Origin of the sequence: Streptococcus catagoni (genome assembly GCF_011421425.1) — a bacterium.
Lineage (GTDB): Bacteria > Bacillota > Bacilli > Lactobacillales > Streptococcaceae > Streptococcus > Streptococcus catagoni.
Map to the genome: position 1 here is coordinate 288,550 of NZ_WPCW01000001.1, position 26,218 is coordinate 314,767.

Genomic DNA, 26,218 nt, shown 5'->3' on the forward strand with positions numbered 1-26,218 from the left:
TTACTCCCATTCAACTGTTGCGGGTGGTTTGCTTGTGATGTCGTAGACGATGCGGTTGACGTGGTCAACTTCGTTTACGATGCGGACTGAAATCTTTTTAAGAACGTCCCATGGTAGTTGTGCAAAGTCTGCTGTCATACCGTCAATAGAAGTGATAGCACGGATGGCGATGGTGTAGTCATAGGTACGTCCATCTCCCATAACACCAACAGATCGAACGCCAGTGTTAACAGTGAAGTATTGCCATACGTCTCGATCAAGACCAGCCTTAGCAATTTCTTCACGTAAGATAGCATCAGATTCACGGACCGTTTCTAATTTCTCTTCTGTAATAGCTCCCATAACACGGATTGCTAGGCCTGGGCCTGGGAATGGTTGACGCCAGACAATTTCCTCAGGCATTCCAAGAGCTATTCCTAGTTCACGAACTTCATCTTTAAAGAGAGTATTTAATGGTTCAATTAATTGGAACTGCATGTCTTCTGGAAGACCGCCAACATTGTGGTGTGACTTAATAGTTTGCGCTGTTTCTGTACCAGATTCAATAATATCAGTATAGAGTGTTCCTTGTGCAAGGAAGTCTACACCCTTTAATTTGCTTGCTTCATCATCAAAAACATAGACAAATTCATTTCCGATAATTTTACGTTTCTTCTCAGGATCATCAACATCTGCCAATAAGTCTAAGAAACGTTTAGAAGCATCAACACGGATAATATTAAGTCCAAACTTACCACCAAGCATGCCCATAACTTGGTCACCTTCATCTTTACGAAGAAGACCGTGGTCAACAAAGATACAGGTTAATTGGTCACGGATAGCTTTTTGTAAAAGGACACCAACAACTGAAGAGTCAACACCACCTGATAAACCAAGAAGAACTTTTTTGTCGCCCACTTGCTTACGGATGTTATCAATTTGCATGTCAATGAAGTTATTCATTGACCAGTCACCACGTGCTCCACAGATGGAAACAGCGAAGTTTTTAAGAATATCATTACCATATACTGAATGTCTTACTTCTGGGTGGAATTGAATACCATAGAAGTTGCGCTCAGTGTTTTCCATTGCAGCATAAGGGCAATCATTTGAATCCCCAACTAGATGGAAGCCTTCTGGAATTTCTGTAACGGCATCACCATGACTCATTAATACCAATTGCTCTTCTGGTGTACCAGCAAAGAGTTTTGACTCAGAACGTAAACGAAGTGTTGACTGGCCATACTCACGGTTACCAGCTTGACCAGCTGGTAAAACTTTACCACCTAGCTGATGCGTAATTAATTGCATCCCATAACAAATACCAAGAATTGGAATACCAAGTTCGAAGATTTCAGGGTCAATACCAAAAGCATTTTCAGCATACACTGAGTTTGGCCCCCCAGATAAGACAATACCGATAGGGTTGATCTCAGAAAGTTCCTGAGCGGTAATCTTGTGACTTTTTAGTTCAGAAAACACTCCAAATTCACGGATACGACGCGCAATGAGCTGGTTATACTGACTACCATAATCAAGAACAATAATCTTTTGAATATCTTTCAAAATTGAAATTTCAGTCATTGTAATCCTTTCATTTATCTTAACTTATGAGCTAAGAGATTTACAATTCATTGTAGCATAATTTTATCAAATAAGCATTAGAATTTCAGAGCATTTCTAAAAAGTGGGCTTATCTTTTAGCTCTTTTTATGTTAAAATGGTAGCAACGAAATTGCAAACTGAGGAGTTTAAGGGATGTTACCAGCCTATATAAAAATTCACGACATCATTAAAAAAGATATTGAACAAGGAATCTGGCCAATTGGTAACCGTTTACCTAGTGAACGAGACCTTGCTGATCAGTTTCATGTAAGCAGAATGACTCTGCGTCAGGCAGTGACCATGCTAGTAGAAGAAGGTATCTTAGAAAGACGGATTGGTAGCGGTACTTATGTAGCCAGCCATCGTGTCCGTGATAAAATGCGAGGGACCACCAGTTTTACAGAAATCGTGCATTCCCAAGGAAAGACGCCCTCATCCAAACTATTAAGCTATCAGAAGCAGTTGGCCTCAGATACTGAAATAAAAGAACTTAATCTGAACCCGACAGACTATGTTATTCGAATGGAACGTATAAGGTACGCCGATAAACTTCCCCTCGTCTATGAAGTTGCCTCCATCCCTGAAAAGTATATAAAAGAGATGAAACGCAAGGAAATTACGGAACACTTTTTCAAAACCTTGGTTTCTCATGGCTTTGAAATTGGCAAAAGCCGACAAACAATTTACGCCAAAACAGCCAGTGAACGAGTAGCTTCATATTTAGGCGTTAGCAGAGGCCACGCCATATTGGCTTTAACCCAGATATCCTATTTTACCAACGGGAATCCATTTGAATATGTTAGAAGTCAGTATGTTGGGGATCGCTTTGAATTTTACTTAGAAAATAACTAAAAATTGTTTAAGGATTCTGTTCAGATTGAAGAAAAGGACTTTTTTCTTCAATCTTTTTTGATACTCTTTTCTTAGCTGGTGCAAGTAAGGCCGCTTCCTTTTAAGAATTCCATGCCTAGATAAGAGTCATAGGTCTCTTGCAGGCTAACTAGGTTGGCCAAGGTCAATATTTTTTTCTGTCATAAGATCTCTCTAGAAAATAACAGCTGCCGTTCTGTCTAGGTTCTGTAAAGGATTATATAGCGATTATTTTTTGCGTAACTATATTTATGTAAACAAATATCTTCTTCCTATAATAAAGTATCCCTAGCTATTGTTAATAGCAATCATCTTATGGTAAAATAAGGTTTATGGAAATTGAAAAAACTAATCGAATGAATGCCCTTTTTGAATTCTACGCAGCCTTACTGACAGACAAGCAAATGAATTATATCGAACTCTATTATGCAGATGATTATAGCTTGGCTGAAATTGCTGAGGAATTTGGAGTGAGCAGACAAGCAGTATATGATAACATCAAAAGAACTGAGAAAATTTTAGAAACATATGAAATGAAACTACATATGTATTCTGATTATATTGTTCGTAGTCAAATTTTCGATACCATTAATGAGAAGTATCCAGATGATGCTTATTTGTTAGAAAAAATTTCCATTTTAACTAGTATAGATAACAGAGACTAAGAGGAGCGACATATGGCTTTTGAAAGCTTAACTGAACGCTTACAAGGCGTTTTTAAAAATATCCGCGGTAAGAAAAAATTATCAGAAAAAGAAGTACAGGAAGTAACAAAAGAAATTCGACTGGCTTTACTAGAAGCAGACGTTGCTTTACCTGTAGTTAAAACCTTTATCAAGCATGTCCGCCAACGTGCAGTCGGTCATGAGATTATTGATACCCTTGATCCTACACAACAAATACTTAAAATTGTTAACGAAGAATTGACAACTCTTCTTGGTTCTGAAACAGCTGAGATTGAAAAATCACCTAAAATTCCAACAATCATTATGATGGTTGGTTTACAAGGGGCTGGTAAAACAACCTTTGCTGGTAAGCTTGCCAATAAGCTTATCAAGGAAGAAAATGCACGTCCTTTAATGATTGCTGCTGACATCTATCGACCTGCAGCTATTGATCAGTTAAAGACTTTGGGCCAACAAATTAATGTCCCTGTTTTTGACATGGGTACTGAGCATTCAGCTCTTGAAATTGTTAAAAATGGTTTGGAACAAGCTCGTGAAAACCGCAATGACTATGTCTTGATTGATACAGCTGGACGTTTACAAATTGACGAAAAACTCATGGCTGAGTTGCGTGATATTAAGGCGCTTGCTAAGCCTAATGAAATTCTTCTTGTTGTCGACAGTATGATCGGGCAAGAAGCAGCTAACGTGGCTCAAGAATTTAATAACCAACTAAGCATTACTGGTGTCATTCTTACTAAAATTGATGGTGACACACGTGGTGGTGCGGCACTTTCTGTTCGTGAAATCACTGGGAAACCTATCAAATTTACTGGTACCGGCGAAAAAATAACAGACATTGAAACCTTCCACCCAGATCGTATGTCTAGTCGAATCTTGGGTATGGGTGACTTGCTCACCCTGATTGAAAAAGCTAGTCAGGATTACGATCAGCAAAAATCTCTGGAACTTGCTGAGAAGATGCGTGAAAACACCTTCGATTTCAATGATTTTATTGATCAATTAGACCAAGTTCAGAACATGGGGCCAATGGAAGATCTCTTGAAGATGATTCCTGGAATGGCTGGCAATCCCGCTCTTGCCAACATGAAAATTGATGAGAAACAAATTGCTCGTAAGCGCGCCATTGTTTCTTCTATGACACCTAAAGAACGTGAAAATCCTGAACTTCTCAATCCAAGTCGCCGCCGCCGTATAGCAGCTGGTTCTGGAAATAGCTTTGTAGAAGTTAATAAATTCATTAAAGATTTCAACCAAGCTAAGTCTATGATGCAAGGTATGATGTCTGGTGATATGACTAAAGCTATGAAGCAATTGGGAATTGATCCTAATAACTTACCTAAAAACATGCCTAATATGGGCGGAGCAGATATGTCTGCTCTTGAAGGGATAATGGGACAAGGAGCTATGCCTGACCTGTCAGCACTAGGAGGAGATATGAGCCAAATGTTTGGCGGTGGAATCAAAGGAAAAGTAGGGCAATTTGCTATGAAACAAGCAATGAAACGCCAAGTAAACAAAATTAAAAAAGCTAAGAAAAAACGTAAATAAGCTTGATGGACCTAAGGATTTCTTAGGTTTTTTGCTTTTTATTTAGAATTGTTCTATTTAAGTTATTTTTAAGCCCCCTCTTTTATAGTAAGATTATAAATTTAGAATATTCGAGAGATATCTAATATGAAAAAACTATTTGCCCTACTTTTAACCCTAATTGCTGGTTTAGCAGCAATTGCCGATGCCTGCCTTTTATTCTTTAAGGAACCAACAAACAATAACACTGTCCAAAGCAAGGAGACAAGTCTTAAAGATAATACTTCTGATACAAGAGTCCAGAATTCTTCCAACCAGTACAGTCAGTCTCAGGATGCCACATCCTCCACTAGTATGAAAGATGGCACCTACACTGGACAATCTACCAGCACTGAATGGGGTGATGTTCAGTTGCAGATTAAAGTAGAGTCAGGGAAGATGACTGCCATTACAGTACTTGCTCATCCAGGTACTGAACACCATTCGCTCATGGTCAATGAGCAGGCTTTGCCCATTTACAAAAAAGAAGCCCTTCAAGCACAAAGTTCCTCTATCGATCAAGTTTCTGGTGCAACGGAAACTTACAAAGGTTTCATCGGCTCTCTACAAGACGCTATTAACCAAGCACAAGAAACGGGGACAAGTAATGGCTGAAAAGATATACTATAGTAAACGACTTATTCAAGTCATGACCATTCCCTTCACACTGACTTTGGTTTCAAATGATTTGATGTTGGCAGAGCAGCTGATAGAGCCAGTAAATGCCAAAGTCAGAGCAGAACTGGAGAGGATAGAAAGGGACTATTCCCCATTTAAAAGCGACAGTCTAGTGAGCAGGTTCAATGCTGGTCAGGATTCTATCCTCTTAGACCATCCAGAATTTCAGGCAACCTATGCTATTTTAGCAAGAGTAAAAATAGAAACTAAGGGCTACTTTGATCCCTACTATAAGGGAACATATGACCCAACTGGCTATATCAAAGGTTGGGCAATTGAAAGCATTGCTAAGCAGTTTTTAAAACCCTTACTTGCCCATCCAGAGATAGTTGCTGTCTCTTTAAATGGTGGTGGAGATGTGCAATGTTATAGTGACCCTGCATCAGACTTCAGTTGGTCAATTGCTATTGAAGATCCTGACAATCTTCAAAATATTTTAGCAATTTATCCTGTAACAAATGGAGGCCTAGCAACTTCTGGCTTCAGTAAACGAGGCAGACATACAAAGCAAGAAGAAGGACTAGTAGCTAAACAAGTTACCATTGTATCTCATTCTCTTGCCCTGGCTGATATTTGGGCCATGGTAGGATTGGCAGCTAATAGCGACCATTTCAAGGCATTGATTCACCAACAAAAGCTTTCTGGACTCTGTCTTGATGATCAGGGACTGAAACTATTTCATCTAGGAGATTTCCATAATGACTAAAAAACTAATAACTCCTTTCGGATTATCCTGGTTAATGGTACTTTTTCTTTTACCATTACCTTTTCTCTACACTTTAAAGACAGGTTTACCGGCCATTTATACCAATCGAAGCTTGGGCATCCTTTTAGGAGCTCTTGCTTATGTATGGATGTTAACAGCTATTTATATTGCAACAAAACCTAAATGGCTTGATCGTTTAATCGGACTACCGAGTGCTTATATGATACATGGTATGCTCAGTCTCATTGCTCTTTTAGTTGCTTTCATCCATAAGGAACTAGACTCTTCTCAGGCATTTATTAAGTGGACAGGAGATGTAGCCTTTGTGATTTTCTTGGGTTTGGCTGCTTACTCTTTACTTTTTCTAGCTGGTTGGTTGACAAGTAGAATACCCTTGCTACTAAGCATTAAGCAATTTTTAGAAAAAATCTTTAAACATGAAATATCTGTCTGGTTACATCGATTGAATTTACTAGCTACCTTATTAATTTTCATTCATATTCATTTGATTGATTATATCGTCTCTATCAAAGCATTTATGTTTTTGATTTGGGCTTATACTTTCTTTGTTCTTTTTTCTTACCTTTTCTTTCATTTCAATCCCAGAGCCCACGGCATTCGAGCAAATGTATTAGATAATAGAGAAGTAGCAGCCAATATTAGGCAACTTAGTATTCAACTACCAAGGAAGCCTAGATTGCGTTTACAACCTGGTGATTTTGCCTTCCTTTCATTCCCAGAAATTTCTGGGATGGCAGAGCCACATCCTTTTTCAATCTTAAATAATCCAAAAGATACAAATATTTTAGAATTTGCAATCAGAGGAGATGGTGATTTTACTAGACAGTTGACCAAGATTAATTCAGGAACAAGTGTTCGAGTGGATGGGGGCTATGGTCATTACCAAAAGCTTATTTCTAAGTTTAAGCCAGATCAACTCTTTATCATCGGTGGTGGGATTGGTGTTGTGCCCCTCTTCTCAATTATTGAAGGCAATCCTCAAATTGACACTGTTTTCTACTATACCGTTAAAAATCAGGAGGGATTACTTTATCAGGATCGTCTAGCCTCTTGGCAAAAGAGATCCAATTTCAGAGCTTATTATCAAGTAGGCCGTTACAATGATGACTACATTTTATCTCAATTGCCTGAAAAAGAAAGTAACTTTCTTATCTTACTGGGTGGTCCAATTAGCATGGGACGCCATTGGAGAAGTTTCTTTATAGCCCAAGGCATTGATCCAGAGCGCATCTACTTCGAAGAATTTCTTTGGTAAGAAAAAGAAAAACGACCTAAAATTCCATAAAATTGACAGTTTCTTCAGATTAAAAAACGTTTAGACTCCCTTTATAGTGAAAAATAAAGAGAGTCTATCATTTTGTTAAACTACCACAGGCTTCTAAAAAGTAGTCTATTTTGAAAGAATATCTTCTCTAGAAGTTATACTGGCATAAAAGGGCTTTATATTCACTTAGGTGACTTAAACTTCTAATGGCATAAAGTTGGCAATTATTTTACCAATAATACGTGGGTTTTCATCAAAGGGTGCAAATTTATCTGAGTATTTTTTATTCAAGGATACAAGGCGTAAGCCATCATCTTCTTTATAAACTTTCTTGATATAGGTTTGTCCATCCCACTCAACCGCATAGATAGCACCATCATAATCAAAACCTTCTTGTTTAATGAGAACCACTTCACCATTCAGATAGGTTGGCTCCATTGAATCTCCAAAGACCCATGAGGCAAAATCATAATCTAATTGTTCATCGTAGAAAACGACATCAAAATTACCATCACCAAAGTATGAATAACCACTACCAGCTGATAAACTTTCATAAACACGGTAAGAAAATAGCTCTTTTTCTTTGTTTGGAAGAGAAACAACCTTACTTTGCTGAGCTAATAACTTCTCTGAATAGTTCAGTAGCTTAGATTGATTACTGCTGTTTAACTGTTTATAAGGAATGATAATTTCTTGATAGTGGTTGAAGTAGTCTGGATCTGTTTCAAAAATAGTCAGTAAAGCGCTCAAGTGCTTTTGATTGGGACAATTTTTCCCTTTTTCCCAGTTAGAAATAGTCATTTTATTAACTCCCAATTCTTGTCCCAACTTTTCTTGGCTCATCTTATGTTCTTGTCTTATTTTCTTTAATTGTTTACCTGAAAACATTTTGCTCCCCTTTTTAGTAAAGTTATAACTTTACTAAAGTATAACAAATTTATTTCCACCTTTCAAGAATTTTTTTATGAGAGAAAATAAGTAAATTTTGACAATTAAAATAAACTGGCGTATGATAAAAATAGTTCTATTTGAGAAAGTTTTTCCTCTTGGAAAGCTTTTTTAAAATGAGAAAAAATGAAAAAGTAGGAGAGCTTCAAATGCTAACTATTGCTTATATTGGAAACGGAAAAAGTGCTAACCGCTATCATATTCCCTTTGCTACGCAACTTAAAGATATTAAAATCAAAACGATTTACTCTCCAGTACCTGGTCCTTGGGAACCAATAGAAGGAGTTCATTACACTGATAGATTAGATAATGTTTTAAAAGATCCAGAGATTCAATTGGTCATTTTATCTATTCCGGCATCTGCCCATTACGAAGTTGCTAAACAGTGTTTGGAGGCTGGTAAAAACACTTTAGTTGAAAAACCTTTTACTGAAACAGCAGCAGAAGCAAAGGAATTATTCGCCCTTGCTAAAGAAAAGGGCATCTTCGTTCAAGCTTACCAAAACCGCCGTTTCGACTCTGATTTTCTAACTGTTCAAAAGGTTATTGAAAGTGGTGTTCTAGGTGATATCTTAGAAGTAGAAATGCATTTTGATTATTTTCGTCCAGAAATCCCTGAAGGCATAGAGAACTTTTCAATTAATACTAGCTACCTCTATGGTCATGCTTGCCATACTATTGATCAAGTCATTTCCTATTTTGGAACGCCAGAAAGAATACATTATGATGTTCGTCAGTTATTAGGCAAAGGAAGAATGAATGATTACTTTGACTTGGATTTTTATTATGGATCTACCAAGGTTTCAATTAAATCAAGTTATTTCCGCATAAAAGAACGTCCTAGTTTTGTAGTTTATGGTAAAAAGGGGATGTTTGTCAAAGAGACCAAAGATCGTCAAGAAGAAGACTTGAAACGTTTCTATATGCCAAATAACTCCGATTTCGGAATTGATCGGCCAGAACATTATGGCACCTTAACCTATATGGATGATCAAGGCCAATACCATGAAGAAAAGGTTATTTCTGAACCAGGAAGTTACGCTCGCATGTACCAAGCTATCCATGATAGTATCATCTTTGGAAAAGAAAAAATCGTCAAAGATGAGGAAACCATTCGACAAATTGAAATTATAGAAGAAGGCATCCGTAAAATGAAAGAATTGCAAGCTTAATTAAAAAAGGTCTGAGAAAACATAAAAGCCACTAGACTTTGATATGATACCTCTTAAGTAGACATGGTAAATAACCAAAATCTACTTAAGAGGTATTTTTATGTCTAGTGGCTTTTATGTTGAATTTAGCAGCAAGTTGAAAAGGCTTAAGCTGTCAAAGCCGTTTAGCTTTTAATTCACTTGACAGCTTAAGCCTTTTGAACGTAATTTTTGAAATAATCTTTCTTAAAATAAAGGGCATAAAGAGTATTGAGAATAAATCTGTCCAACCTTTATAGCCAAGCAGCTGGGCAAAACGGACAATGCTTGATTTAGAACTAAAACTGGCTTTTGCCAAATCCTCCAGTGATAGCTGCTCAATACTAGAGAGATTATCTAAAATCCTCTGAGCGATAACAGACTTCGAAGACCTTTTTCCTGTAGCTAATTGACTAATTTTTTCTAACATTGGGGTATCCTCTTTTCATCCTATTCAAGCTTTTCAGTTTGCCATCAAGACTTTATGAAATTTTATACCAAGTGTATCTAAATAAAACTCCCCTTTGTCCACAGAGCTTCTCATGAGAATCAGAAAAACTCAAATATCTAAAAACAAGCTAAACAATTGATTTGAAAGAGGCTTCATGTTACCATTTTCTTATAGCTTATTTAGAACGAATCTAATTAGAGGAGGACTGACAAATGGCATTTGATGATAAAGATAACGGAAAAGGAAAGTATATCGTCAACATTGAGGACTATACTAAAGAAAATGAAAATTATCGAACCACAATTTGGACTGGAGAAAAACTTCAAGTAACCTTAATGTCCATTCAACCAGGTGACGATATCGGCCTAGAAGTGCATATGGGTATCGATCAGTTCTTACGAATAAGGAACTGGTTTATGTCAAATGGGTGATGCTGAGGATAATCTAAGCTTTGAACAAGCTGTATCAGATGATGATTTTATCTTAGTTCCTGCTAATACTTGGCACAATGTGACAAATACTGGCAACAAGTCACTTAAAATCTATTCAATCTGTACAGGTCCAGACCATCTACCAGGAACTATTCATCCAAGTCACGAGGATTCCTAGAAATGATCCTAATGAAAGCTAGCACCATTTCTAGGAAAACACCTTCTTCAGAGAGAGTGTGTTTTCTGTCTTCTCAAATGAGCTCTTGTGATTAGGCTGCCTCATGCCATTAAATTCTCAATTTGAAAAAACATGACTATGTTATCCATTCAATGCTTTTATATGGTATGATAAAATAAATAGGACAAAGTTCAATGACTCTTCTCTTTAATATCTTGATGAAAGACCCTTACAGCAAGAGAAAAGTGTTAATAAATGTTATACTAGAGTTATTAGTAATAAAGCTAAGGAGAAGTGTTTATGGCCATTATGGATGTATTAAATTCTTTGGAAGAGATCAAAGATTGGCAAGAAGAAACCTACAAATATTTGCACAGTCATCCTGAATTATCAATGCAGGAAGAGGAAACAAGACAGTTTATTTTTGAAAAACTCCAAGAATTTGGCTATCAGACACAATTAATTGGAGGAGGAGTGGTTGGTGTCTTGAGTAAGGGGCAAGGACCTAAAGTGCTATTTCGTGCTGATATTGATGCTCTCCCAGTCAAGGAAGAAAGTGGCTTGTCATATACTTCGACAGTTGAAAAAATTGATAATGAGGGAAATACAGTCCCTGTGATGCATGCCTGTGGCCATGATATGCATATCGCGGCTGGCCTAGGAGCAGCTTGGGCGCTAGCAAAACATAAGGAGCAATGGTCAGGAACCTATATTGCTCTTTTTCAACCAGGTGAAGAGATTGCAGCTGGTGCTAAGGCAATGCTTGAAGATGCTCTTTACGAGAAAATTCCTCATCCTGAAATAGCTTTAACTCAACACGTTTTGACTGAGCCAGCAGCCGGAAAAGTTGGACTCATGTCTGGAGCTTTTTTATCAACAGCTGCCTCATTAAAAATCATTATCAAAGGAAAAGGTGCTCATGGATCAATGCCCCATATGAGTATTGACCCTATTGTCATTGGCTCTGCTATTGTAAATCGATTACAAACTATAGTAGCTAGAGAAGTAGATCCCTTTAAGTTTGCAGTTGTTAGCGTTGGTTCCTTCCAAGCAGGTATTAAAGCCAACATTATTCCTGACACCGCAACCTTGTTGGTAAATGTTCGAGCATACAGTGATGAGGTTAAAGGCCAATTAATCCATGCAATTGAACGTATTGTTATTGCCGAGTGCCAAGCAGGAAACTGCCAATTTGAACCTGATATTGAAATTTCAGATAATTTTCCGCTAACAAATAACGATAAAAAGCTTGCTAAAGCTCTTACCAATTCATTTGAAAAATATTTGGGTAAAGATAATGTAGTAGAGTACCTACCAATGACAGCTTCAGAAGATTTTTCATACCTTCCAAGAGCCTTAGATATTCCCTATCTTTATTGGGGTTTTGGTGCTTTTACAGAAGAACAGACTGTTTATGCCAACCATAATCCAAAATTTGCTCCTGCTATACATCCTACATTAGAAACAGGTACCAAAGCTGCTATTGTAGCCATTTTAACTTATTTAGGTAAAGATAATTAATGACAGAAAACTATAATAAATATGTGGTAGAAGTTGCTATGCGAGCTGGTATTACCATGCTAGAAGCAAATGCGGAGTGCTACCGTGTTGAAAATACAGTATCGCGGATGCTCCAGATCAGTCAGCAACCCGTAACAGAAGTCTTTGCAAATACAACAGGGCTCTTTATTACCTTAGATGGTCCTGATTTAGACGAACCTATTACTTTAATCAAAAGAATTACCAAACGAGAAACAAATTTAAGAAAAATTCATATTGTAAATCAAATTTCTCGAGATCTGACATCACACCGTATTGATATCACAAGAGCTCATCAGCTATTAAAATGTATGGATAAGAAAAATTACTCTAAAAATGTCATTTCGATATCCACCATATTTTTAGTAATTTCCTTTACTATTTTATTAGGAGGAGATATTGGTGAGATGTTTCTCTCTGTTATAGCAGCCTTTTTACTTTTATTTTCTTATCGTTTAAAGGATAGCTTACAGTTAAACGACTTTATCTTTGGAGTTGTTGCAACACTCTTAGTGGCAACTATTATACCAGTCCTTATCCATCTCCTAGGCATGAAAAACCCATCATTTGATATTGTAGTTATTTCTGTATTAATGCCGCTATTTCCAGGTACTGCCTTTACAAATGGATTTCGTGATTCTTTTAAAGGAGACTATGGCTCAGGTCTTTCAAAAATTGTTGAAGCTCTCATTATTGCAGTCAGTTTAGGATTTGGTGTTGCGCTAGGTCTGTTTATTGCAAAGGGGATTATTCAATGGGTATAATTTTACAAATAATTGGGGCATATATTGCAACAGTAACTTCAGGTATTATTTTAGAAATTCCCCGTCATCTTAAATTTCAGACAGGTTTTATTGGAGCAGCTGGATATACAGTCTATTTATTAATCTTGCCTTATGCAGATATTGCTCTAGCAACTCTTTGCGGAGGCATTGTCATCGCATTTTTATCACAAATTGCAGCTAGAATTCTTAAATCCCCAGTAACCATTTTTTATATTCCAAGTTATTTCCCTCTAGTTCCCGGAGCAGGAGTCTATAGGATTGCCTATTATTATATTCAAGGGAATGTTAGCTTAGCTGGAAAAAACTTTATTGAATCCATGTTGATATCAGGCGCTATTGCCTTATCAGTCTTTCTTGTAGATTCTTTCTTAGAAATTTACAACCATCTAAAAGTTAATAGTGCACAAAGAAAAAGGAAGCTTTGAGATAACTATAGGTATAGAGAATCAGAACAAAAATATCACAGGTAGGAAAACTAGTATATTAAGTTATTTACTAGTTTTTATTATGACTTTCTTTAATCATAGCAAGTTTGCCTATAAGATTAAGAGCCTTTTTATAAGTTCCCAAATAGTGAACGAGTTCCCCACCAAATTGCTTTTTATAATTGAAATTTCCTTGACCTAACTGACTTTGGTCAGTTTCAATAGTACCACCGAAATTGAAATAAGTTATCTTAGAATCTTTTGCATATTGCATCATTTCACAATTGATTAAAGTTGCACCGCCAAAAACAAAGTACTCTTCAAGATTGCCCCCAAAATAACTAATTAATTCATCAGCATATTCAATGAAAAGATAAGAGGATAGGGGTAAAAAGGGTTCATTAATATGATAATGCTTAAACTCTTCCAAGCGTTTCAGGTAACTGGTAAGTTGCTGCTCAGCATTCTTAATAGCCATATTTCTCTTTTTAGAATCTGCTTTTGTCTGCTGTAAGGCAATTTCCTCAGAAAAATAGGCAATATTTTCTTCTAAATAGCTTTGATAGGCAGCACAATCAAGATAGGCAAGCATAAATTTAGCCCTATCCTGAAATTTTATTTTTAGTCTCTTGAAAAAATCAATATCTTGTACCGTAAACGTTTTTCTACCTGAGGTTTGGACTAAAATATCGTAAAAGATTGGAATTTCATCATAGGTTAATTCCCTAACCTTAACATGTGATTGCCGGTATTTCTTAATATTTCTTTTTAAGGGAGCCGAAAAGTTCTTTTCAATGTCTTGATAATTTCCATAGGAGCTCAGATCCTTGATAAAAGCTTGATTAATGCCATCCAATAAGTAATCAGCGTCAAAGCTGTGCTTAAAACCTAGTTGCTTTAACAGTTTATCAGTTTCAATGTTTTCATCAGTAGTTTTGGTTTTCAAAAGTTCATCTCTACGATGATTGATAAGGTAAGGATGACACATTAAGTTGATAGCCTTATTTAGTGCAACATGTTTTTCTAAGGCCAAAAATACTTCTTTTGCTATGTCTGACTTAGAATAATTCAAAACTGGACCTTGAACAAGAAGTGCTTCAGTAAAAATTTTCCATTTTCTTCGGTAGTTAATAACTGCTAAACCAACAATTTTTTCGTCCTTAATAAAGAGTAGTCTTTCAACTAATTGAAATTTTCCTCTTTCTCTTTGGATTTCAAAGATCTGGTTGGACTGTAAAAAATTCGAACTTCTAAAATTCTCTTGAACCTTGATAAATTCAGTTTCCTTAACGTTTATTATTTCCATAAAATCAATACCTTATTTCTCTTTAAAATTTAGTGTGCAAGGAAAAAAGCGGCAGAAGCAGCAACTCTTAGAGAAAATACTTCAACAACTTCTTACTTATTCATTTCGAAATTATAAACAAGATGTTTTATTACGAAACTGTATATTTTTATTGCATTTATGTTACAATTGTGTTTCTTTTTTTGTTAATGTCCTTATTTAATTTTTTTAAAGCAGCTTTATTGGGCTTTAAGGAGGGCGTCTTCTTACTTTAAAAAGCCATATCCAAGTTCAATTACAGAGATGGGAATGAAAATAAAAAAGAGAGCTAGCTGACAAGCCTGCTTTCTTTTTTATATATTCCTTATTATACTTTTCGATATCTTTTCAGTCCATTTATATTTATAGTTAGGACAACAGCAAATGAATCTTGCCAAGGTAGACATAAGGATTTCGAAGGTGTCTGTAGCAAAGCCATTTCTGAAATGACAAACACAAAGAAAAGTACAATTGAAAAATTGATATAATGATAAGTTTTCTTAAGGGGATTACTGACTGATATGATTTAGATGTTTTTAGCATAGCATATAGCATAAAGAAAAGCATAGACATCAACATTCCACAGGAAAAATCTCAAAATCAGCTTCAGTTAAAACAAAGTATATTTGATATAAGATAAAATGGCCCATAACATCTTTCCGAAAAACTGTAATTTTCTTGAAAAATATGTAAGGGTGTGTTATACTCCTATTAAGGTAAAAATCTATCAACCCATGCTGAAATGGGTTTTAAAAGGAAATGTGTGTATGAGACGTGACTTACTTTTAGAAAAAATTGAAGAATATAAGACTATCATGCCCTGGTATGTTTTGGAATATTACCAATCCAAATTATCTGTGCCTTATAGCTTTACGACACTTTATGAATATCTCAAGGAATATAAACGCTTTTTTGAGTGGCTTATTGATGCTGATATCTCACAGGCTAGGAAAATTGCTGATATAGACCTATCTACCCTGGAGCACCTGACAAAAAAAGATATGGAGGCATTTGTCCTCTATTTGCGTGAGAGACCTTCTCTCAACACCTATTCCACTAAATCGGGTGTATCACAAACGACCATCAACAGAACCTTGTCTGCCTTATCTAGTCTTTATAAGTATCTGACTGAGGAAGTTGAAAATGATCAAGGAGAACCCTATTTCTATAGGAATGTCATGAAAAAAGTTTCCACTAAAAAGAAAAAAGAAACCCTAGCTTCGCGTGCAGAAAACATCAAGCAAAAGCTCTTCTTAGGTGATGAAACCATGGCATTTTTGGAGTACGTGGATAATGAGTATGAGAATCTCTTGTCAAACCGCGCCAAATCATCTTTCCGAAAAAATAAGGAGCGTGATCTAGCCATAATTGCACTTCTTTTGGCCTCCGGTGTCCGACTTTCAGAAGCTGTAAACCTTGATTTGAAAGACTTAAATCTGAAAATGATGGTCATCGAAGTCACCCGTAAGGGTGGTAAACGTGATTCTGTTAACGTAGCTGGCTTTGCTAAGCCCTATTTAGAGAACTATTTAGCCATCCGTAAAGACCGTTACAAGGCGGAAAAACACGATACAGCCTTCTTTTTAACAGAATACCGTGGTGTGCCTAACCGTATTGACGCCTCTTCTATCGAAAAAATGGTTGCTAAGTACTCACAAGACTTCAAAATCCGTGTTACTCCCCATAAACTCCGCCATACACTGGCCACCAGATTATATGATGCTACCAAGTCACAAGTCTTAGTCAGTCATCAATTGGGCCATGCCTCTACACAGGTTACAGACCTTTATACCCATATCATCAATGACGAACAAAAAAATGCCTTGGATAAATTATAATTATAAAATACATAATTTTATTTATGTAAACTATTTTAGTATTAAAAAAGTGAATTATTGACAGTTCACTTTTTGACTTTTTGATAGACCATATAAGATAATAGCTTTAAATCACTCGTCTTTTAGATAGTTCTGATAAAATTAGTCAATCTGTATTTCTCCTAACTTGATTTCAATTTCGCTAGCACCGATGGTTTCTCCCGCTTCTCTAAATAGATTTAGGGCCATCTGATAGTGACATAGTGCTTTTTCTCTCATAGCTGATGCTAGGTAAATATCTCCCAATCCTCTATGGGCGCAACCTTGGGCTATAAGATCATCTGTTTTAAGTACTTGTTTGAGTGATAAGTGCATATAGGGCAAGGATTGATCAAGCAATTCCAACTTTAGTCTCAAAAAACCTTGCTCATAATTATTGACAGCACTTTTTAGAAGATCATCTTTAAAGTGTTTCTCAATGATTTCATTTTCTGCTTCAATAAACTCCAAGGCCTTATTGTAATTTCCCCATGTTCTTGAATAATTTTCAAGGTATAGGCATCATGACTGACATATTCCTTAGCCAGTAGACACATGGCAACATTATGGGGCCAAATCACATCACAATGCTGGTCTAAAGTTCCAAAAAGTATGATGGTGTCATCGCAAATAAGGTTGATCCAGTGTCCTCCCATATCTTGAATTTTATCATCTTCAAAACCATGTGGATAGAAACGATTGAAGGGTAAAGTATAATGACCACTCTCGCTGAATAAGATGCAGACAAAAGGCTTCAAGGCGAGTCTCAGCTTTTTCCAATGCTTTAGTAATAGCCGGCGTCAAACTGTCCTCCCAAATTTAGATGTAAAGACTTTCTTGCGCGTGTTCAATCATATAAAGCATCTTATGCTGGACAGCATCCCTGTTATCTAATTGCCATAATAAGGCATCTTCTTCTTTTTCCTTTCCCTCCCAAAAAGAAAAAGACTAGGATAGATCCTAATCTTAGAAGGTAAATATTTTAATAGTGATCACTGGTGAGACCCGTACTTGTCAAGCATATCAAAACAGAGCTCAATCTTACTTTTATAATAGGGAATAAAAATTCCTTGATCTATCATTTCCAGAATTTTTTCTTTTGAAGCCCAGGCTACGGCTTGCACTTCTTCTTTTTGTAGGCTCAATGTCTTCAAATCCAAATCTTTAACTCGAAGCAAGAATATATCTTCAAATCCATGATCAAAGTTAATGGTAAAATGAGGTCTGCTTTGACTGAGATCCAAAGAAATCCCTAGTTCTTCTTGCAATTCACGCATAATAGCTTCTTGAGAACTTTCACCTACAAGGGCACTACCTGCCACAGAAACATCCCAACAATTTGGAAAACCTTCTTTATCTTTTTGCCGTTGTTGAATCAGCATTTGACCTTCTTGATTAAAAATGCAAAGATTAACTACCAGGTGGTAGCTTCCCTCTTCAAAGTCAGTAGCTCTTACCATTGTTTTACCCGTCTTTATTCTATTGACATCATAGATATCCCAAATTTCTTGCATGCTAAGCTCCTCCTCATTGCATGTCTCGATTATTTCCTCAAAATAGTGACACTGGTTCCTTTATCAAGCTCACTCTCAACTGACAAATCAAGGTTCAATTTTTCTAAAATAGTTTTTGCCATATAGAGACCTAGTCCAGAAGCCTTTTGATGCTCATGTCCATTGTAACCTGTAAAACCTTCTTCAAATAATCGTGGTAAATCAGATTCAAGTATTCCAATACCTTTATCTGATATTCTAATACTGCAATCCTTGATCAGGATTTTAATCTGACCATTTTTCCTAGAATATTTAATGGCATTATCAAGGATCTGTTCTAAAACAAACTTTAACCATTTTTTATCAGAGCTCAGCTGCCAGTCTCCCTCTAACTCTACACTTATTCCTTTTGTAATACAGCTATAACGCATTTGCTTTAAAATTGTTTGACTAATCTCTCTGAGACTAACTCTTTCAAACCTAAAATCATCATTGTTTTGACTAAATTTCATGTAATTTAGTAACTGATTCAGATAATTTTCCATTCTAAAGATTTGATTTTTTAATTCCAGAGAATCAATCTGCCCTGACTGCTCCATTAAGGATAGGACTGAAAGCGGCAACTTCATTTGATGGGCCCAAAGTTTTATTAATTCATCTAAATGATCAGTTTGTCTGGCTAATTCTTGATGTTTTTCAGCTTCTCTGTCCAAAACTGTCATTAAGGTTTCTTTAAAAGCGAGCTCAGTTGGGGAATTTAAGACAGAGAGTTCTTTTACATAAATAAATTCTTGTAAAGCTAATATCTTCCTTTTAAATTTTAGATAAGCTGCAAAGGAAAAAAGCAATAATATGGTTACAGAGATCAGACTTGTAATAAAAAAGTGATGAATGGGAAAACGGTATAAATAAAAAACTAATAAATTGAGAACAAGAAATAGTAGATAATTGATATACCAAATCTTGTATTCTTTTAAAAATAAGATAATCATTTAAGAATGTAGCCTACTCCTCTCACAGTATGAATATGGTCAAAACCTATCTCTGCTAACTTCTTGCGCAAGCGTGTCATATTAACATTTAAAGTATTTTGGTCAATATAATTGTCATCCTCCCAAAGCCTTAAAAGAATCTCTTCCTTACTAAGGACTTTTTCTTGGTGGGAAAATAGCAGAGCTAGAATTTTGTGTTCAGTTGGTGACAGATTAATAACATGAGAGCCATCAGATAGACTACCATCAAACTCTAAAGTAAAATGATTAAAGGAAAAGCTGTTAGTGGAAAATTGTTTAGAACGACGTAAAAAGGCTGTAATCTTAGCATCTAAGATGGATAAGGAAAAAGGCTTGGTAATAAAGTCATCCCCACCCATATTAAGAGCCATAACAGCGTCCATCTCATCACTAGAACTGGAGATAAAGATGATTGGCACAGTCATGCTTTTCCGAATTTCAGTCGTCCAATAAAAACCATTAAAAAAGGGTAAGCTGATATCCATCAAAACAAGATCTGGCTTAAATTGGAGAACTTCTTTTGTGACATCCCTAAAATTTTCAACACTCTTTACTAAATAGTTTTCCATTAAATGGTTTTTTAAGAGTGACACTATGGTTGAGTCATCCTCAACAATATATATTTTTTCGTTTTTTACCATAGCTTTATAATAACAAAAAAGTAGCAAAAAATCGCTACTTACTTTACCTTTCAATGATTTTATAATAGGCTTTACTAGTTGTTTTGTAGATCATAAAATAAATAACAATAATGATAGCAATAGTAATACCACTGACCTTATAAATAAGAGGAGAGCTTGTCACTCCAAACATAAGTAACATCTGTTTGAGCATAATGATAGCTACAGAAAAATGGATAACGGCCATAGTAATTGGCATAAAGAAGACCAAAAGAATCTGTGAATTGATGGTTTGTTTAATTTGCTTTTGACTCATCCCAACTTCTTGTAAAATCTGATAGGACTTCTTATCTTCGTGACCTTCAGAATATTGCTTGTAATAGATAATTAACGCAGCACCAAGAATAAAGGCTGAACCCATTAGGAATCCTGCAAACATAAAACCTCCAAACATATTATATAAGTCCCTTTTGAATGCTTTCTTTTGTGTGACTTGTGCTATAAATTGTTTATCATGACTTAAGTTACCAGTATTATCCAGTATGCGATTAAGTTCTTTCTGACTAAAATTACCAAATACAGTGTATTCTAGACCAAGCTTTACCTGAGAAACACTATTTATCTTCTTTATTATAGTGTTCAAGGTTTCTTCATCCTTAACAACAAGAACTGCTGGATTATAGGTGTTGACTACAGCAGGGAAATTGATGCTTTTAATATTCTCTTTAACCTGGTAATGCTGATCCAAGATATCCATTGTTTTTAGCTGACTATCTCCTTTTTGTTTAAAGTAGGCTACTTGCCCATCAGCCAAATGAAGTTTTTTATTACCTAAATGGAGATAATCTTCTTCAGAAACAATATGAGTAAAGGTTATTTTGGTAAAATTCGGCTTGGTAAAATCGGTTTTACTAATTTTAAGTTTTTTCCCTTCTGCTCCTGGTATGCCAACTCGAAGATTCTTGTATTGGATCAGTTCATTTTCTTTCTTATTAAGGGGCGTCAATATAAAACGAGACACATAATCTTTGACCTCTTTTTCATTAGCAGTCTCAAAATTGAAAGTTGTATTTTTAGGAAAGAGTTCTTTGATAGAATTATTGGTATTAGTATATAGGGCTGTGGTTGTTGCGATCGCCACAAAGGCCATTACAGCTAAAATAGTGATATTAGCTAAGCCTAGGGCGTTTTGTCTCATCCTAAAAATCATCTGAGAGGTTGAAATGAAATGTTTTGATTGATAATAATAATTTTTATTGGCTTTTTTTCGTTTTAAATACCAGGCCATAAAGGAAATATAAAAGAGATAGGTTCCAATAATGACCAGAATAACAGCTATAAAGAAACGATATAAGACTACTAAAGCACTTACTTTAGTTGAAGAAAAAGATAAATAATACCCCATACCCAAACTTAAAAGAGATAAAACGGCTAATAGGAAGTGGCCGCGCGGCTCTTTTTCTCCTTGATGTTGGTCTTGGAAAAGTAATAAAGGGGATGTTTTTCTAATTTTACGAAGTCCTAAAATTTCAAGTAGGATAAAGATAGCTAAAAAGACAGCTGTCGTAATAAGAAAGGGTAGAAAATTAAAGGGTAGATCTAAACTATCATAGTGTGTTAAATTAACAAAGATCAAATAGAACAAATGCGAAAAGATGTATGATGAAAGGCATCCTAAAAAGACAGTGGCAATGTACATCATAATTAATTCAAGTGTAGAAACAAGGCCAACCTGACCCTTATTCATTCCCAAGATATTATAGAGACCAAACTCTCTGCTTCGCTGTTTTAAGAAAAAATTATAGCTATAAATTTCCATTATGGTTGCAAAGAGGGTTAGTATAACAAAGGCCAAACCTAAAAAAGTATTGCCATAACTCATTTTTTTTGAAATAGGACTAAATAAAATAATAGTCACGATACAATTGAGCATAAATAAAACTGTACTGGCAAGAAAAAAAGGGGCTAGAACTTCAAATGAATTTTTTAAATTATTCCAGGCTAATTTTAGATAGAACATCTTACTCACCTCCTAGAAGGCCAGACATTGCCAATGAGATATCCTTACTAAATTCACTGTTACTTTTATTGGCACGATACATTTGGTGAAAGATGCGACCATCTTTTATAAAGAGAACCCGTTTAGCATGACTAGCCGCGTTGGCTGAGTGGGTCACCATCAGGATTGTTTGACCATCCATATTAATATCCTCAAAAAGATTCAGTAAATCTTCGGAATTACGATAATCTAGAGCTGCTGTTGGTTCATCTGCCAATAAGAGATGAGGATTTGTGATTAAACTTCTAGCAATAGCGACACGCTGCTTTTGCCCTCCGGAGATTTCAAAGGGTCTCTTATCAAGTAAAGCATCAATTCTTAGTTTTGAAGATATCTGAGCTAATCTGCCAGTCATCTCTTTATAACCTTTTCTGTCTAGCACCAATGGCAAAAAGATATTATCTCTGACAGACAAGGTATCTAAAAGGTTAAATTCTTGAAAGACAAAGCCTAAGTTTTTTAAACGGAATTGGGCTAACTTCCCTTCTTTAATTTTAGTAATATCCTGATTATTCAAAAATACAGAACCTGCAGTCGGCTTTTCCAAGGTAGCCAGAATATTAAGCAAGGTTGTCTTACCAGAGCCAGATTCTCCCATGATAGCAATAAATTCACCATGTTCCACCTTGAAGTCAATATCTTGCAGGGCATGCGTTTCTTCCTTTGAAAATCGTGTGCGATAAATTTTTTGTAAATGATTTATTTTTAGTAGCATTGATTTAATCTCCTTTAATTATTATAACCTATTGCTTCATCAATTATAGATGAATTTTAGCCAAAGAAACTTACAATTCTTACCTATAATCTTACAAGTTTGTAAGTTTCAGATTGCCTTTTTAACTGCCCTAACTGTCATAAGATGTCTCTAAAAAGTTTCAAAAAAATTGTAAGTTTTATTTGCGGTTTAGAGCAAAGCTTTTGATATAATATGAATAAGACTTTACAAGCTAATAAGGAGTTCAAAATGTTAAAAAAAGGACGTTTAATCAAATCTTTAGGTGCTTTGGGGAAAATGATTGCCATCATTCCAGACACAACTGAATTGATCAGCAAGGGAATGGATAATACAAGACCTATTGTTGAGAAATTTATAGATCAAAGGCAAGAAAGACATAAACATTTACGCTCAGTTGATAATGTGATTAATTTGGCTGTGATAGAGGCCAAAGAACATCTTGAAAAACAAGGTTTTGTGGTTGCTACTATTCCAGCAAGAGCAGATAAAAAATATGTTACATCCACCCTCAATGAGGTTGTTGCTATGTCCCCTAGGGGAGGAAAACGAAATGTGGGTTCTTTGATCAAGCTTTACTATATTAATTTAGATGTGCTCGAAAAAAGCCAGAAATTACTGGAAGAGCATAATCTAAAGGCTGTAGAGCGTAATCAGAAAATCTCTGATTCCTTAGAAAATCTAAAACATATCAAGATCCCCTTTGGTAAAAAATAAATCATTTCTTTCCTTTGAACAGTAAAAAAACAAGCCAATTAACTTTCTTGCCAAGCTAATTGACTTGTTTTTTTATAGATCTAAATATGGAGCTAAATCACTTAAAGCACGCTCTGCTATTGCTTCATAGCGCATCTTTTTATCTCTAATTCGGGGACCATCAAGTTCCTTAATGATACCAAAATTAACATTCATTGGTTGAAAATGCTTACTGTCTGTATGAGTGATATAGTGAGGAAGACTACCTATAGCTGTAGTCTGAGGGAAGATGACTTGTTCTTCATCTTGAAATAGCTTAGCAGCATTGATTCCAGCAACAATCCCTGAAGCGGCTGATTCTACATAGCCTTCTACACCTGTCATTTGCCCTGCAAAGAATAGGTTGGGATTGGCGCGTGATTGGAATTTCTCATTAAGTAAGTTAGGAGAATCCATATAAGAATTGCGATGCATGACACCATAACGGACAAATTCAGCATTTTCTAAGCCTGGAATCATTTGGAAAACACGTTTTTGTTCACCCCATTTAAGATGGGTTTGAAATCCAACCATATTGTAGAGACTTCCAGCAGCATTATCCTGACGAAGTTGTACCACGGCATAAGGTGTCTTGTAATCGCCATCACGAGGACCTGTGTAGTCATCAGGATATTCTAGACCTACTGGTTTCATTGGCCCATAGAGCATGGTTTTAATGCCACGTTTAGCCATGACTTCAATTGGCATACAAGCTTCAAAGTACTTTTCTTTTTCAAAAGAATTAAGCGGAGCTTCTTCTGCAGTGGTCAAGGCTTCATGGAAGGCCATGAACTCTTCTTTGGTCATGGGACAGTTGAGATAAGCAGCTTCTCCCTTGTCATAACGTGATTTGAGATAAACCTTGTTCATGTCAATGGTAGACTTATCAATGATTGGTGCTGCCGCATCATAAAAATAAAAACCTGAACCACCATTTAGAGCATGTATTTTTTCTGCAAGGGCATCTGAGGTTAGGGGACCTGTTGCAATGACTGTAATAGCATCTTCAGGAATTTCTGTGATTTCAGTACGGATGACTTCAATGAGTGGATTATTTTCAATTTCTCTGGTTACAGCTTCTGCATACCCCTCACGGTCAACAGCCATGGCACCACCTGCTGGAACACGGTGTGCTTCGCCTGCACGCATAATAAGTGAATCCAAGCGACGCATTTCTTCTTTTAATAAACCAACTGCATTGGTTAGGCTGTCACCACGAAAAGAATTGGAACAGACTAATTCAGCAAATTGTGTACTTTTGTGTTGAGGGGTTGATTTGACGCCGCGCATCTCATACAGTTTAACTGGGATACCCCGTTTTGCAATTTGATAAGCCGCTTCAGAACCAGCTAAACCAGCTCCGATGACATTAATATAAGATTGAGACAATAGACTAATACCTCTTTGGAAGTTAAGACTCACTAACTTCCACAAATCTTTCTATAAATTTTATTTGTATATTATAACAAAAATTGTTTAAAAGCAGAAGGCGGTCGCTTGTAGACTGAGACCTTTTCCTGCAAAAAAATTAGTAAAAACAGATAAAAGCTGCTAAGAAAACTGTTAATATGCTAAATAAAGAACCAATCAGGTAATATTCCGCAAAAATAGCATCTTTAGAAATCCGATCATAACGGGCAATTGATTTTGCTGTGAAGACCAGGCCTATCGAAGCAAATTGCCCCATGAGCATACAAATACCAATAACAATTCTTTCCAGGTTTCCAATCATTGCGCCAGCACCTGGAATACTATCCATCTTTGTATCTTGCTTGGGTTGAAAACGATCGAAAAATATCTTGAAAGCAATGTTGCTAGGCTTGGTGATAAGCACTAAAAAAAGTAAACTTGTCAAAGGTAGTCTATCCAAATAGGCTGGTAAAATATGATCGCTAGCAGTTAAGGCCAGACTGATGGTTATTATAAGGTGCATACCTTGATCCACAGCGAAACTACCAGCTGCGCTAAGATGCAATACTTTTGCTAGTTTCACTTTATAATAATCTATGAGCACATGGCTAAGAAAGATGAATAAAATGATGGGGATCAGTCCCGGAATCATTATACCTACTAGACTAAGTGGCAAGGCTACACCTAAGAAATGCCTCAATAAATAGTGATAATCCTTATTTTTGAAATCAGCAGTTTTTTGGCTCTGCAATTGAAAATCAGAAAGAAAATGACAGATTAATAAGAGGGTTAATATGGGATTTTCAGCTAAAAAGGGTGCTAAACCAGTCATTGCTTTTACTCCTTCTCTATTGATTGAATGAGAGTTAAGGCCGCACGACGTGACCTCAGATATACCTTTATACTACTACTTTTGAGGCGTTTTGATAAGGCACTTGGATCAAGTTCAAGTTTTTCTGCTAAAAAGAGATGATTAAAGTCTTCTGAATAGATATTTTCTTTTAACAATTGATAAAAGACTTCTTCTTGACTGGTCCGCCAATTACTCTTGATAGCTTCTCCAGCTGCCAACAAGCTATTAAGAGTAAAATCTAAATCATCTTGACTTGATTGAAAGAGCAAGTGTGTCTGACCATAATCATTTTTGACATGAACCTCCGTAATGGCCTGTCTGGCTTTCCAGTATGCTGGTCCATCAGCACCGATACTTATTTCTGGGTTGATTTTTGTCAATATCTCACCCAAACCTATTCCATAGCGGAGCTGATAAGGAGACATCATCCTATTGAGATCATCAATAATCTGAAATATAGGGGCATCATTTGTCAAGAGTCCTTGAAATTCATCACCTAAAGTGATAGAAAATTTTGAAACAATTGTTTTGTGGTAGGATTGATTAATCTTTTCCAAAGAGTCCTGAAATTGTTGTTGAAAGTTATAACGGTTTTTAAATGATTTAGAATCAATAAAATCACCAATAATAGCCAGATATTGCATAAGTCTAACTCCTTTACTAATGGCTATTATAACAGACATTTTTAAAAATGTCCATTATAACGGACAATAAGTAATATGGCGTTTATAACGGACAATAAAGAAATTGTCTATTATAAACGCCATTAGAATATCTATTTGCATGAAACCTTTTGT

Annotated in this window: 25 protein-coding genes and 1 pseudogene; 13 read left to right on the forward strand and 13 right to left on the reverse strand. The window is 35.9% G+C overall.

What is annotated here, in order from left to right; all coding sequences use genetic code 11:
• A complete protein-coding gene (gene guaA, locus HBN42_RS01375; RefSeq protein ID WP_165992985.1) occupies positions 1 to 1,563 on the reverse strand; it encodes a glutamine-hydrolyzing GMP synthase in 1,563 nt (520 codons plus the stop codon).
• 174 nt (positions 1,564 to 1,737) lie between these two features.
• Between guaA and HBN42_RS01380 the strand changes: the two genes are divergently transcribed.
• The 6 genes from HBN42_RS01380 to HBN42_RS01405 all read left to right on the forward strand — a co-directional run bounded on the left by HBN42_RS01380 (position 1,738) and on the right by HBN42_RS01405 (position 7,369).
• Positions 1,738 to 2,436 carry a GntR family transcriptional regulator gene (locus tag HBN42_RS01380; RefSeq protein ID WP_165992986.1) on the forward strand — a complete coding sequence of 233 codons (699 nt, stop codon included), beginning with the start codon at positions 1,738 to 1,740 and terminating at the stop codon, positions 2,434 to 2,436.
• A 350-nt stretch (positions 2,437 to 2,786) separates the two neighbouring features.
• Positions 2,787 to 3,119 carry a putative DNA-binding protein gene (locus HBN42_RS01385; RefSeq protein WP_165992989.1) on the forward strand — a complete coding sequence of 111 codons (333 nt, stop codon included), beginning with the start codon at positions 2,787 to 2,789 and terminating at the stop codon, positions 3,117 to 3,119.
• Positions 3,120 to 3,131: 12 nt separating this feature from the next.
• Positions 3,132 to 4,691, forward strand: coding sequence for a signal recognition particle protein (ffh, locus tag HBN42_RS01390; RefSeq protein WP_165992991.1), 1,560 nt, complete (start codon positions 3,132 to 3,134; stop codon positions 4,689 to 4,691).
• Positions 4,692 to 4,817: 126 nt separating this feature from the next.
• Positions 4,818 to 5,324, forward strand: a complete 507-nt coding sequence (locus HBN42_RS01395; protein ID WP_165992993.1) for an FMN-binding protein — start codon at positions 4,818 to 4,820, stop codon at positions 5,322 to 5,324.
• Positions 5,317 to 6,093 (forward strand): FAD:protein FMN transferase, encoded by a 777-nt coding sequence (locus tag HBN42_RS01400; RefSeq protein ID WP_165992995.1) that lies wholly within the window; start codon positions 5,317 to 5,319, stop codon positions 6,091 to 6,093. Before HBN42_RS01395 ends, HBN42_RS01400 begins: the two co-directional genes overlap by 8 nt.
• Positions 6,086 to 7,369, forward strand: coding sequence for an FAD-binding oxidoreductase (locus HBN42_RS01405; RefSeq protein ID WP_165992997.1), 1,284 nt, complete (start codon positions 6,086 to 6,088; stop codon positions 7,367 to 7,369). The genes HBN42_RS01400 and HBN42_RS01405 overlap by 8 nt, the downstream gene beginning before the upstream one ends.
• Positions 7,370 to 7,573: 204 nt before the next feature.
• Here the strand turns inward: HBN42_RS01405 and HBN42_RS01410 are convergent, their stop codons facing one another.
• Positions 7,574 to 8,266, reverse strand: a complete 693-nt coding sequence (locus HBN42_RS01410; RefSeq protein ID WP_165992999.1) for a LexA family transcriptional regulator — start codon at positions 8,264 to 8,266, stop codon at positions 7,574 to 7,576.
• Between the two features lie 209 nt (positions 8,267 to 8,475).
• Here HBN42_RS01410 and HBN42_RS01415 point away from each other — a divergent pair, with 209 nt between their 5' ends.
• Positions 8,476 to 9,498 carry a Gfo/Idh/MocA family oxidoreductase gene (locus tag HBN42_RS01415; RefSeq protein WP_165993001.1) on the forward strand — a complete coding sequence of 341 codons (1,023 nt, stop codon included), beginning with the start codon at positions 8,476 to 8,478 and terminating at the stop codon, positions 9,496 to 9,498.
• Positions 9,499 to 9,652: 154 nt separating this feature from the next.
• Here the strand turns inward: HBN42_RS01415 and HBN42_RS01420 are convergent, their stop codons facing one another.
• Positions 9,653 to 9,946, reverse strand: a complete 294-nt coding sequence (locus tag HBN42_RS01420; RefSeq protein WP_165993003.1) for a hypothetical protein — start codon at positions 9,944 to 9,946, stop codon at positions 9,653 to 9,655.
• Positions 9,947 to 10,179: 233 nt separating this feature from the next.
• Here HBN42_RS01420 and HBN42_RS01425 point away from each other — a divergent pair.
• The 4 genes and pseudogenes from HBN42_RS01425 to HBN42_RS01440 all read left to right on the forward strand — a co-directional run bounded on the left by HBN42_RS01425 (position 10,180) and on the right by HBN42_RS01440 (position 13,325).
• A pseudogene (locus HBN42_RS01425) lies at positions 10,180 to 10,598 on the forward strand (cupin domain-containing protein).
• Positions 10,599 to 10,876: 278 nt separating this feature from the next.
• On the forward strand, positions 10,877 to 12,097 hold the full coding sequence (locus tag HBN42_RS01430) for an amidohydrolase (protein ID WP_165993005.1): 1,221 nt from the start codon (positions 10,877 to 10,879) through the stop codon (positions 12,095 to 12,097).
• On the forward strand, positions 12,097 to 12,879 hold the full coding sequence (locus HBN42_RS01435) for a threonine/serine exporter family protein (protein ID WP_165993007.1): 783 nt from the start codon (positions 12,097 to 12,099) through the stop codon (positions 12,877 to 12,879). Before HBN42_RS01430 ends, HBN42_RS01435 begins: the two co-directional genes overlap by 1 nt.
• Positions 12,870 to 13,325, forward strand: coding sequence for a threonine/serine exporter family protein (locus HBN42_RS01440; protein ID WP_165993009.1), 456 nt, complete (start codon positions 12,870 to 12,872; stop codon positions 13,323 to 13,325). Before HBN42_RS01435 ends, HBN42_RS01440 begins: the two co-directional genes overlap by 10 nt.
• A 70-nt stretch (positions 13,326 to 13,395) precedes the next feature.
• On the opposite strand, the gene HBN42_RS01445 is transcribed toward HBN42_RS01440, so the two are convergent.
• Complete coding sequence (locus HBN42_RS01445; RefSeq protein ID WP_165993011.1) at positions 13,396 to 14,631, reverse strand: peptidoglycan bridge formation glycyltransferase FemA/FemB family protein; 1,236 nt, start codon at positions 14,629 to 14,631, stop codon at positions 13,396 to 13,398.
• A 785-nt stretch (positions 14,632 to 15,416) separates the two neighbouring features.
• Between HBN42_RS01445 and xerS the strand changes: the two genes are divergently transcribed.
• Entirely contained in the window at positions 15,417 to 16,487 is a 1,071-nt protein-coding gene (xerS, locus tag HBN42_RS01450; RefSeq protein WP_165993012.1) for a tyrosine recombinase XerS, read from the forward strand.
• Between the two features lie 141 nt (positions 16,488 to 16,628).
• Here the strand turns inward: xerS and HBN42_RS01455 are convergent, their stop codons facing one another.
• From HBN42_RS01455 to HBN42_RS01480, 6 genes are all read right to left on the reverse strand, one after another.
• Positions 16,629 to 16,976: a tetratricopeptide repeat protein gene (locus tag HBN42_RS01455; protein WP_165993014.1), complete on the reverse strand. Its 348-nt coding sequence runs from the start codon at positions 16,974 to 16,976 to the stop codon at positions 16,629 to 16,631.
• A gap of 521 nt (positions 16,977 to 17,497) precedes the next feature.
• A complete protein-coding gene (locus HBN42_RS01460) occupies positions 17,498 to 18,019 on the reverse strand; it encodes an NUDIX hydrolase (RefSeq protein ID WP_165993016.1) in 522 nt (173 codons plus the stop codon).
• A 29-nt stretch (positions 18,020 to 18,048) separates the two neighbouring features.
• Entirely contained in the window at positions 18,049 to 18,990 is a 942-nt protein-coding gene (locus HBN42_RS01465) for a sensor histidine kinase (RefSeq protein ID WP_165993017.1), read from the reverse strand.
• Entirely contained in the window at positions 18,987 to 19,652 is a 666-nt protein-coding gene (locus tag HBN42_RS01470) for a response regulator transcription factor (protein ID WP_165993019.1), read from the reverse strand. The genes HBN42_RS01465 and HBN42_RS01470 overlap by 4 nt, the downstream gene beginning before the upstream one ends.
• 43 nt (positions 19,653 to 19,695) lie before the next feature.
• Positions 19,696 to 21,651, reverse strand: a complete 1,956-nt coding sequence (locus tag HBN42_RS01475; protein ID WP_165993021.1) for an ABC transporter permease — start codon at positions 21,649 to 21,651, stop codon at positions 19,696 to 19,698.
• A gap of 1 nt (position 21,652) precedes the next feature.
• Positions 21,653 to 22,405 (reverse strand): ABC transporter ATP-binding protein, encoded by a 753-nt coding sequence (locus tag HBN42_RS01480; RefSeq protein WP_165993023.1) that lies wholly within the window; start codon positions 22,403 to 22,405, stop codon positions 21,653 to 21,655.
• Between the two features lie 249 nt (positions 22,406 to 22,654).
• On the opposite strand from HBN42_RS01480, the gene HBN42_RS01485 reads away from it, so the two are divergent.
• The gene (locus tag HBN42_RS01485) at positions 22,655 to 23,140 is read left to right on the forward strand and encodes a PASTA domain-containing protein (RefSeq protein ID WP_165993024.1); all 486 of its coding nucleotides are present in this window, start codon (positions 22,655 to 22,657) and stop codon (positions 23,138 to 23,140) included.
• Positions 23,141 to 23,212: 72 nt separating this feature from the next.
• On the opposite strand, the gene trmFO is transcribed toward HBN42_RS01485, so the two are convergent.
• The 3 genes from trmFO to HBN42_RS01500 form a co-directional block, all read right to left on the reverse strand.
• The gene (trmFO, locus tag HBN42_RS01490) at positions 23,213 to 24,547 is read right to left on the reverse strand and encodes a methylenetetrahydrofolate--tRNA-(uracil(54)-C(5))-methyltransferase (FADH(2)-oxidizing) TrmFO (RefSeq protein ID WP_165993026.1); all 1,335 of its coding nucleotides are present in this window, start codon (positions 24,545 to 24,547) and stop codon (positions 23,213 to 23,215) included.
• Between the two features lie 139 nt (positions 24,548 to 24,686).
• Positions 24,687 to 25,400 carry a DUF3307 domain-containing protein gene (locus tag HBN42_RS01495; protein ID WP_165993027.1) on the reverse strand — a complete coding sequence of 238 codons (714 nt, stop codon included), beginning with the start codon at positions 25,398 to 25,400 and terminating at the stop codon, positions 24,687 to 24,689.
• A gap of 5 nt (positions 25,401 to 25,405) precedes the next feature.
• Positions 25,406 to 26,065, reverse strand: coding sequence for a SatD family protein (locus tag HBN42_RS01500; RefSeq protein ID WP_165993029.1), 660 nt, complete (start codon positions 26,063 to 26,065; stop codon positions 25,406 to 25,408).
• Between the last annotated feature and the right edge of the window lie 153 nt (positions 26,066 to 26,218).

Excerpts from the sequence above, each read along its gene's own strand:
- guaA (WP_165992985.1), bottom strand. The coding sequence starts at position 1,563 with ATGACTGAAATTTCAATTTTGAAAGATATTCAAAAGATTATTGTTCTT.
- HBN42_RS01380 (WP_165992986.1), top strand. The coding sequence starts at position 1,738 with ATGTTACCAGCCTATATAAAAATTCACGACATCATTAAAAAAGATATT.
- HBN42_RS01385 (WP_165992989.1), top strand. The coding sequence starts at position 2,787 with ATGGAAATTGAAAAAACTAATCGAATGAATGCCCTTTTTGAATTCTAC.
- ffh (WP_165992991.1), top strand. The coding sequence starts at position 3,132 with ATGGCTTTTGAAAGCTTAACTGAACGCTTACAAGGCGTTTTTAAAAAT.
- HBN42_RS01395 (WP_165992993.1), top strand. The coding sequence starts at position 4,818 with ATGAAAAAACTATTTGCCCTACTTTTAACCCTAATTGCTGGTTTAGCA.
- HBN42_RS01400 (WP_165992995.1), top strand. The coding sequence starts at position 5,317 with ATGGCTGAAAAGATATACTATAGTAAACGACTTATTCAAGTCATGACC.
- HBN42_RS01405 (WP_165992997.1), top strand. The coding sequence starts at position 6,086 with ATGACTAAAAAACTAATAACTCCTTTCGGATTATCCTGGTTAATGGTA.
- HBN42_RS01410 (WP_165992999.1), bottom strand. The coding sequence starts at position 8,266 with ATGTTTTCAGGTAAACAATTAAAGAAAATAAGACAAGAACATAAGATG.
- HBN42_RS01415 (WP_165993001.1), top strand. The coding sequence starts at position 8,476 with ATGCTAACTATTGCTTATATTGGAAACGGAAAAAGTGCTAACCGCTAT.
- HBN42_RS01420 (WP_165993003.1), bottom strand. The coding sequence starts at position 9,946 with ATGTTAGAAAAAATTAGTCAATTAGCTACAGGAAAAAGGTCTTCGAAG.
- HBN42_RS01430 (WP_165993005.1), top strand. The coding sequence starts at position 10,877 with ATGGCCATTATGGATGTATTAAATTCTTTGGAAGAGATCAAAGATTGG.
- HBN42_RS01435 (WP_165993007.1), top strand. The coding sequence starts at position 12,097 with ATGACAGAAAACTATAATAAATATGTGGTAGAAGTTGCTATGCGAGCT.
- HBN42_RS01440 (WP_165993009.1), top strand. The coding sequence starts at position 12,870 with ATGGGTATAATTTTACAAATAATTGGGGCATATATTGCAACAGTAACT.
- HBN42_RS01445 (WP_165993011.1), bottom strand. The coding sequence starts at position 14,631 with ATGGAAATAATAAACGTTAAGGAAACTGAATTTATCAAGGTTCAAGAG.
- xerS (WP_165993012.1), top strand. The coding sequence starts at position 15,417 with ATGAGACGTGACTTACTTTTAGAAAAAATTGAAGAATATAAGACTATC.
- HBN42_RS01460 (WP_165993016.1), bottom strand. The coding sequence starts at position 18,019 with ATGCAAGAAATTTGGGATATCTATGATGTCAATAGAATAAAGACGGGT.
- HBN42_RS01465 (WP_165993017.1), bottom strand. The coding sequence starts at position 18,990 with ATGATTATCTTATTTTTAAAAGAATACAAGATTTGGTATATCAATTAT.
- HBN42_RS01470 (WP_165993019.1), bottom strand. The coding sequence starts at position 19,652 with ATGGTAAAAAACGAAAAAATATATATTGTTGAGGATGACTCAACCATA.
- HBN42_RS01475 (WP_165993021.1), bottom strand. The coding sequence starts at position 21,651 with ATGTTCTATCTAAAATTAGCCTGGAATAATTTAAAAAATTCATTTGAA.
- HBN42_RS01480 (WP_165993023.1), bottom strand. The coding sequence starts at position 22,405 with ATGCTACTAAAAATAAATCATTTACAAAAAATTTATCGCACACGATTT.
- HBN42_RS01485 (WP_165993024.1), top strand. The coding sequence starts at position 22,655 with ATGTTAAAAAAAGGACGTTTAATCAAATCTTTAGGTGCTTTGGGGAAA.
- HBN42_RS01495 (WP_165993027.1), bottom strand. The coding sequence starts at position 25,400 with ATGACTGGTTTAGCACCCTTTTTAGCTGAAAATCCCATATTAACCCTC.
- HBN42_RS01500 (WP_165993029.1), bottom strand. The coding sequence starts at position 26,065 with ATGCAATATCTGGCTATTATTGGTGATTTTATTGATTCTAAATCATTT.